Origin of the sequence: Streptomyces sp. H27-H1 (assembly GCF_026627445.1) — a bacterium.
In the GTDB taxonomy this organism is placed as follows: Bacteria; Actinomycetota; Actinomycetes; order Streptomycetales; family Streptomycetaceae; genus Streptomyces.
This window is the reverse complement of the sequence record NZ_JAPNLJ010000031.1, coordinates 92,284-101,462: the sequence shown is the minus strand read 5'-3', so window position 1 is coordinate 101,462 and position 9,179 is coordinate 92,284. Positions and strand designations below refer to the sequence as shown.

The 9,179-nt window shown below is 68.9% G+C and carries 12 protein-coding genes and 1 pseudogene; 1 reads left to right on the top strand and 12 read right to left on the bottom strand.

From position 1 onward, the window contains the following. Positions 1-108: pseudogene (locus tag OTB20_RS28450) on the top strand (IS5/IS1182 family transposase); the annotation flags it as partial. A gap of 102 nt (positions 109-210) precedes the next feature. Here the strand turns inward: OTB20_RS28450 and OTB20_RS28445 are convergent. The 12 genes from OTB20_RS28445 to OTB20_RS28395 all read right to left on the bottom strand — a co-directional run bounded on the left by OTB20_RS28445 (position 211) and on the right by OTB20_RS28395 (position 9,102). Then, positions 211-759 (bottom strand): TetR/AcrR family transcriptional regulator, encoded by a 549-nt coding sequence (locus tag OTB20_RS28445; protein WP_267821750.1) that lies wholly within the window; start codon positions 757-759, stop codon positions 211-213. A gap of 242 nt (positions 760-1,001) precedes the next feature. Next, the gene (locus OTB20_RS28440) at positions 1,002-1,325 is read right to left on the bottom strand and encodes a DMT family transporter (RefSeq protein WP_267821749.1); all 324 of its coding nucleotides are present in this window, start codon (positions 1,323-1,325) and stop codon (positions 1,002-1,004) included. A gap of 144 nt (positions 1,326-1,469) precedes the next feature. Then, a complete protein-coding gene (locus OTB20_RS42545; RefSeq protein ID WP_324290425.1) occupies positions 1,470-1,817 on the bottom strand; it encodes a hypothetical protein in 348 nt (115 codons plus the stop codon). Beyond that, positions 1,789-2,301 carry a hypothetical protein gene (locus OTB20_RS42540; RefSeq protein WP_324290424.1) on the bottom strand — a complete coding sequence of 171 codons (513 nt, stop codon included), beginning with the start codon at positions 2,299-2,301 and terminating at the stop codon, positions 1,789-1,791. The genes OTB20_RS42545 and OTB20_RS42540 overlap by 29 nt, the downstream gene beginning before the upstream one ends. A gap of 212 nt (positions 2,302-2,513) precedes the next feature. Beyond that, a complete protein-coding gene (locus OTB20_RS28430; protein WP_073913993.1) occupies positions 2,514-2,858 on the bottom strand; it encodes a metal-sulfur cluster assembly factor in 345 nt (114 codons plus the stop codon). Next, a complete protein-coding gene (gene sufU / locus OTB20_RS28425; protein ID WP_267752388.1) occupies positions 2,855-3,316 on the bottom strand; it encodes a Fe-S cluster assembly sulfur transfer protein SufU in 462 nt (153 codons plus the stop codon). Before sufU ends, OTB20_RS28430 begins: the two co-directional genes overlap by 4 nt. Before the next feature lie 29 nt (positions 3,317-3,345). Beyond that, on the bottom strand, positions 3,346-4,602 hold the full coding sequence (locus OTB20_RS28420; RefSeq protein ID WP_267821747.1) for a cysteine desulfurase: 1,257 nt from the start codon (positions 4,600-4,602) through the stop codon (positions 3,346-3,348). Beyond that, a complete protein-coding gene (gene sufC, locus OTB20_RS28415) occupies positions 4,599-5,366 on the bottom strand; it encodes a Fe-S cluster assembly ATPase SufC (protein ID WP_267821745.1) in 768 nt (255 codons plus the stop codon). The genes OTB20_RS28420 and sufC overlap by 4 nt, the downstream gene beginning before the upstream one ends. A gap of 7 nt (positions 5,367-5,373) precedes the next feature. After that, a complete protein-coding gene (locus OTB20_RS28410; protein ID WP_267752384.1) occupies positions 5,374-5,691 on the bottom strand; it encodes a bifunctional 3-phenylpropionate/cinnamic acid dioxygenase ferredoxin subunit in 318 nt (105 codons plus the stop codon). Then, positions 5,691-6,869, bottom strand: a complete 1,179-nt coding sequence (sufD, locus tag OTB20_RS28405; protein ID WP_267821743.1) for a Fe-S cluster assembly protein SufD — start codon at positions 6,867-6,869, stop codon at positions 5,691-5,693. Before sufD ends, OTB20_RS28410 begins: the two co-directional genes overlap by 1 nt. Before the next feature lie 59 nt (positions 6,870-6,928). Then, positions 6,929-8,344, bottom strand: coding sequence for a Fe-S cluster assembly protein SufB (gene sufB / locus OTB20_RS28400; RefSeq protein ID WP_267821741.1), 1,416 nt, complete (start codon positions 8,342-8,344; stop codon positions 6,929-6,931). Further along, positions 8,341-9,102, bottom strand: a complete 762-nt coding sequence (locus tag OTB20_RS28395) for a helix-turn-helix transcriptional regulator (protein WP_267821739.1) — start codon at positions 9,100-9,102, stop codon at positions 8,341-8,343. The genes sufB and OTB20_RS28395 overlap by 4 nt, the downstream gene beginning before the upstream one ends. Between the last annotated feature and the right edge of the window lie 77 nt (positions 9,103-9,179).

Genomic DNA, 9,179 nt, shown 5'->3' with positions numbered 1-9,179 from the left:
AACCGCCTCAAAAACTTCCGGGCAGTCGCCACCCGCTACGACAAACGCGCCTATGTCTACCTCGGAACAGTCACTCTCGCAGCCCTCACGATCTGGCTCCGCACCTGATCCAGGAAACAGAACCTAGCCCTCGGCGGCCGGGGCGGCGGCCCGGGCCCGGGCCCGGGCCCTGGACGGCGCCCCGGCCGGGGCGCCGGTGAGGGCCGCCCGTCAGGGTCGCAGCACCCGCCGCAGGACCTCGCGCGCGTACGCCTCGTCGTACTGCGCGCCCTTGAGCAGTACCTGCAGGCTGATCCCGTCCATCACCGCCACCAGCGCACGGGCCGTCGCCGGATCCGCCCGCGCGGACAGCGCCGCGGAGACGGCCTCGCACCACTCGGCCGCCACGGGACGCAGCGCGGGGCGACGCAGGGCGGCCAGGTAGAGCTCGTACTCCAGCTCCGCCCGGGCCCGGTCCGCCCCCAGGAACCCGCCCAGCAGGGCGGCCAGCGCGGCCGCGAGGTCCGCGTCCGGATCGGCCAGCGCCGCGGAGTCGGCCACCGTCCGGGCGAAGCCCTCGTTGGCCTGCCGCAGGGCCGCGACCAGCAGGTCGTCCAGGGTCTTGAAGTGGTACGTCGTGGAGCCGAGCGGTACGTCGGCCTCCGCGGCCACGCTGCGGTGGCTCAGCCCCGCGATGCCCCGGGCACCCACCACCCGGATGGCCGCGTCGATGATCCGGCCCCGCCGGTCCGGGTCATACCGGCGCACCGAGCCGGCCATCAGCGGGCGGCTGCTGCGGGTGACAGACGAGGCATGCGTACGACAGTACACAGGCAGGCACCCGCGCCGTGCCGGTCGTACCGCGGCGGGACACGGGCCGGCGCCGTCCCCGTACAACCATTCGACCCAGAGGTATGTCTCCCCTACCGATCTTGTGGCGGCCGGCACGCCGTAACGCCGCTGATCCCCGCCGCACATCCCGGTGGGGCATCAGTACGGCCGGGCACCGGTACGGCCGGCCATCAGTGCGTGGTCCCCCCAAGGTTCAGCAGTACGACCCCGGCGATGACCAGCACGATCCCGCCGATCTTCGCGGCCGTCGCGGCCTCCCCCATGAAGACCATGCCGATCGCGGCGATCGCCGCCGTGCCGACCCCGGCCCAGATCGCGTACGCCGTCCCCACCGACATCGACTTCAGTGTCTGCGCGAGCAGCGTGAAGGCGATGACGTAGCCCACCAGCGTGATCAGCGAGGGCCACAGCTTCGTGAAGCCCTCGCTGAACTTCATGGCGGTGGTACCGGCGACCTCTGCGGCGATGGCGGCGGCGAGCAGTATGTAGGGCATGCGTACGACTGTACTCATCGTTATGGACGCCCGTACATATCCGCGTGTCCCGGCTTCCCGCAGCTCACCGCGGGCTTGGCTCCACACACCGGCGGATCCGCCGCGAGGATCTGGCGGCGCAGCCCACCGGGCAGTGCGCGGGGCTCAGTTCAGCGTGAACCAGGCCGCGCGGGACTTCTTCGACTCCGGGCGGCCGAGATCCTTGGCCTCGGTGCCGTCCCCGTACAGGTCGGCGGAGCCGCTGTCGGTGACCAGCTGCACGCGCACGCCCGCGACGGACAGGTCCAGGACCGCCACGATGGCCTCCCAGCCGCCCGGGTCGGTGGTCGGCAGGTCGGCCCGCTTGACCGGAGCGTGGGCCGGGACGCCGTCCCACTGGTAGAGGGCGTAGAGGGCGGAGTTGTCGTCCGCCGCCCAGGAGCCGGCCGGGATCAGGTACTGGTCGGCCGCGTTCTCGCGGATGTCACGAACCGCCGGCCCGCCGAGGTTCATCTCGAGCGGCTCGCCGAAAAGGGTTGGCCACCCCGGCCACGACCTGGTCGATGTTGGTGACGGGCACGACCAGCGCCTTGCCGCCGGGCACGGCGGCCGCGAGCGGGGCGCGGAAGCCCAGGTAGACGGTGTCGCCGACCCGGGCGGCGGCCTCGATGTCGGCTTCCGTCAGGTCGGTGTAGCCCCGGCCCCGCGGGCGGACGGTCAGCTCGCGGTCGCCGTGTCCGGTCCGGTCGATGCGTACGTCGCCGGGTCCGGCGACCGCCGGGTTGCTGGAGGACTGGGCGTCGACCTTGAGGAAGGCGGCGGGTGTCCCCTGTTGCGCGATGTCCACGGTGGCGCCCGGGTCTCCGGTCGCGCCGACGGCCCCCGACAGGTGCCCGGCGGAGAGCGCGATGGTCGCTGCGGCGGCGGTTTCCTGGGCGGCGTGGGCGGGCGCGGCCAGCCCTGCGGCGAGCAGGGCGGCGGCCCCGGCGGCTCCCACGGCACCGAGGCGGCGTGCCGGTGAAGGGCGAACGGCCAACGGAGGGTCCTCTCGTGTGCGCCGTCACGTTGTGACGGCCGTCGAGAAGATTCGGCCACTGTGGCCAACTCCCGGTGCACACGGCCCGGCTGCCGGGAAAACAGATGACCCCCGGCACACCCGTGCCGGGGGTCATCTGTTCACTCAGCCGTCGGACGGCCGCCGATCGGGGATCAGACGTTGAAGCCGAGCGCGCGCAGCTGCTCGCGACCGTCGTCGGTGATCTTGTCCGGGCCCCACGGCGGCATCCACACCCAGTTGATGCGCAGTTCGCTGACGATGCCGTCCGTCGCCGACTTCGCCTGGTCCTCGATGACGTCCGTCAGCGGGCAGGCCGCCGAGGTGAGGGTCATGTCGAGGGTCGCGATGTTCGCGTCGTCCACGTGGATGCCGTAGATCAGGCCCAGGTTGACGACATCGATGCCCAGCTCGGGGTCGACCACGTCGTAGAGGGCCTCGCGGACCTCTTCCTCGGTGGCCGGCTTGATGGACGCCTCGGGCGTCGCGTTCTCGGTCATGCCGTCTTCCTCTCGGCGTCGCCCAGTGCCTGGGCGGTCGCGTCCTTCCACGCCATCCAACTCAGCAGAGCACACTTCACCCGGGCCGGATACTTGGAGACACCGGCGAACGCGACCGCGTCCTCCAGCACCTCCTCCATGGCCTCGTCGGGCTCCATCTTGCCCTTGGACTGCATCAGCTCCAGGAAGGTTTCCTGGATCTTCCGCGCCTCGCCCAGCTCCTTGCCGACGAGCAGCTCGTTCAGTATCGACGCGCCGGCCTGGCTGATGGAGCAGCCCTGACCCTCGTACGAGACGTCCGTGAGCGTCTCGCCGTCGTACTTCACGCGCAGGGTGATCTCGTCACCGCAGGTCGGATTGACGTGGTGCACCTCGGCGTCGCCGTCGCGCAGGCCTCGCCCACGCGGGTGCTTGTAGTGGTCCAGGATCAGTTCCTGGTACATCGATTCCAGCTTCACTGCGCCCTCGTCGCCTTCGTCGCTTCGTCTTATCCGAAGAAGTTCCGTACGTGCTCCAGCCCGTCGATCAGTGCGTCGACCTCGGCCGGAGAGGAGTACAGATAGAAAGACGCTCGCGTCGTCGCCGGAATTCCGTACCGCAGGCAGACCGGGCGGGCGCAGTGGTGTCCCACGCGGACCGCGATGCCCTGCTCGTCCAGTACCTGGCCGACGTCGTGCGGGTGGATGTCACCGAGCACGAAGGAGATCGCGGCGCCGCGGTCCTCGGCCGTGGTCGGGCCGATGATGCGCAGGTCCGGGACCTGCGAGAGACGCTTGATCGCGTACTCGGTGATCGCGTGCTCGTGCGCGGCGATCTTGTCCATGCCGATCGCGGTCAGGTAGTCCACGGCCGCGCCGAGGCCGACGGCCTGGGCGATCGGGGGCGTACCGGCCTCGAACTTGTGGGGCGCCGGGGCGTACGTCGAGGAGTGCATCGAGACGGTTTCGATCATCTCGCCGCCGCCCAGGAAGGGCGGCAGGTCCTCAAGCAGTTCCTGGCGGCCCCAGAGGACGCCGATGCCGGTCGGGCCGCACATCTTGTGACCGGTGAAGGCCACGAAGTCGGCGCCGAGCGCCTGCACGTCCAGCGGCATGTGCGGAGCGGCCTGCGAGGCGTCGATCAGCACCAGGGCGCCGACGTCCTGCGCGCGCCGGACGATCGCCTCGACCGGGTTGACCGTGCCCATGATGTTGGAGACCAGCGTGAAGGAGACGATCTTCGTCTTCTCCGTGATGACCTCTTCGATGTTGGACAGGTCGAGCCGGCCGTCGTCGGTGAGGCCGAACCACTTCAGCTTCGCGCCGGTGCGCTGCGAGAGCAGCTGCCACGGGACGATGTTGGAGTGGTGCTCCATCTCCGTGATGGCGATCTCGGTCTCGCGGTCGACCCGGTAGGGCTCGTCCGCCCAGCCGAGCATGTTCGCGACCAGGTTGAGCGACTCCGAGGCGTTCTTGGTGAAGATCACCTCGTTGCGGCTCGGTGCGTTGATGAAGGCGGCGACCTTGTCGCGAGCACCCTCGTACAGCGCCGTGGCCTCCTCGGCGAGCACGTGCACGCCGCGGTGGACGTTGGCGTTGTGCTGCTCGTAGTACTCGTTCAGCGCGTCGAGCACCTGGCGCGGCTTCTGCGAAGTCGCCGCGTTGTCCAGGTAAACGATCTTCTTCCCATCGTGGACCACACGATCCAGCAGGGGGAAGTCCTTGCGGATCGCCTCGGTGTCGAGGAGGCCAGGCAGCTGTGTCACGCGGTCGCGCCACCCTTCGTGCTGTACGACTCGTAGCCTTCCGCCTCCAGCTTGTCGGCGAGCTCGGCGCCGCCGGACTCAACGATGCGGCCTTCGGAGAAGACGTGAACGAAGTCGGGCTTGATGTAACGGAGGATCCGCGTGTAGTGCGTGATCAGCAGGGTGCCGACCTCGCCGGTCGCGCGGACGCGGTTGACGCCTTCGGAGACCTGGCGCAGGGCGTCGACGTCGAGACCGGAGTCGGTCTCGTCGAGGATCGCGATCTTCGGCCTGAGGAGCTCAAGCTGCAGGATCTCGTGGCGCTTCTTCTCGCCGCCGGAGAAGCCCTCGTTGACGTTGCGCTCGGCGAAGGCCGGGTCCATCTGGAGCTGCTCCATCGCGGACTTGACCTCCTTCACCCAGGTACGCAGCTTCGGCGCCTCGCCGCGGATGGCGGTGGCCGACGTACGCAGGAAGTTGGAGACCGAGACGCCGGGAACCTCGACCGGGTACTGCATGGCGAGGAAGACACCGGCGCGGGCGCGCTCGTCGACGGACATCTCCAGGACGTCTTCGCCGTCGAGGGTCACGGTGCCACCGGTGATGGTGTACTTCGGGTGACCGGCGAGGGAGTACGCGAGGGTCGACTTGCCGGAGCCGTTCGGACCCATGATGGCGTGCGTCTCACCCTGCTTGACGGTGAGGTCGACGCCCTTGAGGATCTCGCGGGCGCCGTTCTCGGCCTCGACGGAGACGTGCAGGTCGTGGATTTCAAGCGTTGCCATGGATACCTCAGGACTCCTGGGTGAGGGAAACGAGCACGTCGTCCCCTTCGATCTTTACGGGGTATACGGGTACGGGGCGCGTCGCGGGCAGGCCCGAGGGCTTGCCGGTGCGCAGGTCGAAGGACGACCCGTGCAGCCAGCACTCGATCATGCAGTCTTCGACCTCGCCCTCCGAGAGGGACACGTTCGCGTGCGAGCAGATGTCGTTGATCGCGAACACCTCCCCCTCGGCGCGGACGATGGACACCGGCGTGCCGTCGAGTTCCACCCGCTTGGGGGCGTTCTCCTCCAGCTCGCTCAGCGCACAGGCCTTGACGTAAGTCATCAGACGGAACCCTGCAGCTCGGTCTCGATCTTGGCGAGCAGGCGCTCCTCGATGTCAGGGACACCGATCTGGTGGACGAGCTCGGCGAAGAAGCCGCGGACGACCAGGCGCCGGGCGTCGTCAGCCCGGATGCCGCGGGACTGCAGGTAGAAGAGCTGCTCGTCGTCGAAGCGGCCGGTCGCGGAGGCGTGGCCGGCGCCGACGATCTCGCCGGTCTCGATCTCCAGGTTCGGCACCGAGTCGACCCGCGCGCCGTCCGTGAGGACGAGGTTGCGGTTCATCTCGTAGGTGTCGGTGCCCTCGGCGGTCTTCTCGATGAGCACGTCACCGATCCAGACGGCGTGGGCGTCCTGGCCCTGGAGCGCGCCCTTGTAGACCACGTTCGACTTGCAGTGCGGGGCGCTGTGGTCGACCAGGAGGCGGTGCTCCTGGTGCTGGCCGGCGTCCGTGAAGTACAGGCCGAAGAGCTCCGCCTCGCCGCCGGGGCCTGCGTAGGCCACGCGCGGGTGGAGGCGTACGAGGTCGCCGCCGAAGGTGACCACGATCGACCTGAAGGTCGCGTCGCGGCCGATCAGCGCGTTGTGCTGGGAGACGTGGACGGCGGTGTCGTCCCAGTCCTGCACGGAGACGACGGTGAGCTTGGCGCCGTCGCCGACGAGGAAGTCGACGTTGGCGGCGCGCACGCCGTCACCGGTGTGGTCGATGACGACGACGGCCTCGGCGAAGGCCTGGACGTCGAAGACGGTGTGGCCGAAGGTCGTGCCGCCCTCGCCGTGCAGCGAGACACGCACGGGCTCGGTCAGGACGGCCTCCTTGGCCACGGTCACGACCGTGGCCTTGGCGAAGGACGAGAACGCCTGGGCGGCGATCCGGTCCACCGGGATGCCGGCCTTGCCGATGCGCGCGTCGCCGCGCTCCACGGACTCGACCGTGACGCCCTCGGGCGCGTCGATCTGGGCCTTCATGGTGCCGTTGGCGACCGCGGTGCCGTCGTGCAGGCCCTTGAGGCGGGCGAGCGGCGTGAAGCGCCACTCCTCCTCGCGGCCGTTGGGCACGGGGAAGTCCGCCACGTCGAAGGACGGGGGGGCGCTCATCCGGGTGGCGACGGTGGACTCGGCGGCCACCGCGATCGCGCCGGCAGTGGTGGAACCCGCCGGAATGTTTTGAGCCTCAGCCATGGCTGTCGTGTTGCTCTCTTCCTTAAAGAATCTACTGCGGGACGTCAGGCGGGCCGGGACTAACCGACCGAGCCTTCCATCTGCAGCTCGATCAGCCGGTTCAGCTCCAGCGCGTACTCCATCGGGAGCTCACGGGCGATCGGCTCGACGAAGCCGCGCACGATCATCGCCATGGCCTCGAACTCCGTCAGACCGCGGCTCATCAGGTAGAAGAGCTGGTCGTCGGAGACCTTGGAGACGGTCGCCTCGTGGCCCATGGACACGTCGTCCTCGCGGACGTCCACGTAGGGGTAGGTGTCCGAGCGGGAGATGGTGTCGACCAGGAGCGCGTCGCACAGCACGTTGGACTTGGAGCCGTGGGCGCCTTCGCCGATCTCGACCAGACCGCGGTACGAGGTGCGGCCGCCGCCTCGGGCCACCGACTTCGAGACGATGTTGGAGGAGGTGTTCGGCGCCATGTGGACCATCTTGGAGCCGGCGTCCTGGTGCTGGCCCTCGCCCGCGAAGGCGATGGACAGGGTCTCGCCCTTGGCGTGCTCGCCCATCAGGTAGACCGCCGGGTACTTCATGGTGACCTTGGAACCGATGTTGCCGTCGATCCACTCCATGGTCGCGCCCTCGTACGCCACGGCGCGCTTGGTGACCAGGTTGTAGACGTTGTTCGACCAGTTCTGGATCGTGGTGTAGCGGCAGCGGCCGCCCTTCTTCACGATGATCTCGACCACGGCGCTGTGCAGCGAGTCCGAGGAGTAGATCGGGGCGGTGCAGCCCTCGACGTAGTGGACGTAGGCGTCCTCGTCGACGATGATCAGCGTCCGCTCGAACTGGCCCATGTTCTCCGTGTTGATACGGAAGTAGGCCTGGAGCGGGATGTCGACCTTGACGCCCTTGGGGACGTAGATGAACGAGCCGCCCGACCACACGGCGGTGTTCAGCGAGGCGAACTTGTTGTCGCCGACCGGGATGACCGTGCCGAAGTACTCCTGGAAGAGCTCCGGGTGCGTCTTGAGCGCGGTGTCCGTGTCGAGGAAGATGACGCCCTGCTCCTCCAGGTCCTCACGGATCTGGTGGTAGACGACCTCGGACTCGTACTGGGCCGCGACACCGGCGACGAGGCGCTGCTTCTCGGCCTCCGGGATGCCGAGGCGGTCGTACGTGTTCTTGATGTCCTCCGGCAGGTCCTCCCACGAAGCGGCCTGCTTCTCGGTGGAGCGCACGAAGTACTTGATGTTGTCGAAGTCGATGCCGGAGAGGTCGGAACCCCAGTTGGGCATGGGCTTCTTGCCGAACAGCTTGAGGCCCTTGAGGCGGAGGTTCAGCATCCACTCCGGCTCGGACTTCTTCGCCGAGATGTCGCGGACGACCTCTTCGGACAGACCCCGCTTGGCCGTGGCTCCGGCCGTGTCGGAGTCGGCCCAGCCATATTCGTAGGTGCCGAGGCCATCGAGCTCAGGGTGAGCAGTCTCCGTGGTCATGCGGGGTTCCTCCCGGCCGTGCTTGCAGATACTGAGGGATTGGTCTGTGTGGCGCCCGTGGCAGCGGCGCCGTTTCCGCTTCGCGGAATGAACGTCGTGCACACCCCGTCGCCGTGGGCGATCGTGGCGAGACGCTGCACATGCGTCCCGAGCAGGCGGGAGAAGACCTCGGTCTCCGCCTCGCAGAGCTGCGGGAACTGCTCGGCCACGTGCGCGACCGGGCAGTGGTGCTGGCAGAGCTGTTCACCACTGCGCGGACCGGGAGCGCTCTTTGCCGTAGCAGCGTACCCGTCTCCGGTCAACGCCCTGGCAAGGGCCTCGGTGCGCTCCGCCGGGTCGGCCGCTTCCACGGCCTCACGGTAGGTCTCCGCCTGCGCCGTCAGCCTGGCCTTCGCGAAGGCGGCCACGGCGGCATCGCCCGACTCCCCGCCCCCGGCGGCCTGCGCGATCCAGCGCATGGCGTCGGCGGCGAGCGCGTCGTAGGACTGGTCGAAGGCATCGCGGCCGCAGTCGGTCAGCGCGAAGACCTTGGCGGGCCGGCCCCGGGTCCGCGCACCGTACACACGCTGCTCACGGGGTTCGACCACGTCGTCGGTGACGAGCGTGTCGAGGTGGCGGCGAACGGCGGCCTGGGTGAGGCCGAGGCGCTGGGCGAGGTCGGCGACGGTGGAAGGACCGTGGTCCAGGATCGACCGCGCGACCCGGTTGCGGGTTGACCGCTCCCCGGTCGCGAGTTCGCCCTGTGGGGCCTCGCTCATCCGTTCGCCGTATTTCACAACGCCATTGTTGCGTAATTAGTCCCGCCCCGACAAGCCGTGATGGAGGCCACCTCTGG

What these genes read in the sequence shown, in the direction of transcription:
- OTB20_RS28445 (WP_267821750.1), bottom strand. Translation starts at nt 759, where the DNA reads ATGGCCGGCTCGGTGCGCCGGTATGACCCGGACCGGCGGGGCCGGATC.
- OTB20_RS28440 (WP_267821749.1), bottom strand. Translation starts at nt 1,325, where the DNA reads ATGCCCTACATACTGCTCGCCGCCGCCATCGCCGCAGAGGTCGCCGGT.
- OTB20_RS42545 (WP_324290425.1), bottom strand. Translation starts at nt 1,817, where the DNA reads ATGAACCTCGGCGGGCCGGCGGTTCGTGACATCCGCGAGAACGCGGCC.
- OTB20_RS28430 (WP_073913993.1), bottom strand. Translation starts at nt 2,858, where the DNA reads ATGACCGAGAACGCGACGCCCGAGGCGTCCATCAAGCCGGCCACCGAG.
- sufC (WP_267821745.1), bottom strand. Translation starts at nt 5,366, where the DNA reads ATGGCAACGCTTGAAATCCACGACCTGCACGTCTCCGTCGAGGCCGAG.
- OTB20_RS28410 (WP_267752384.1), bottom strand. Translation starts at nt 5,691, where the DNA reads ATGACTTACGTCAAGGCCTGTGCGCTGAGCGAGCTGGAGGAGAACGCC.
- sufD (WP_267821743.1), bottom strand. Translation starts at nt 6,869, where the DNA reads ATGGCTGAGGCTCAAAACATTCCGGCGGGTTCCACCACTGCCGGCGCG.
- sufB (WP_267821741.1), bottom strand. Translation starts at nt 8,344, where the DNA reads ATGACCACGGAGACTGCTCACCCTGAGCTCGATGGCCTCGGCACCTAC.
- OTB20_RS28395 (WP_267821739.1), bottom strand. Translation starts at nt 9,102, where the DNA reads ATGAGCGAGGCCCCACAGGGCGAACTCGCGACCGGGGAGCGGTCAACC.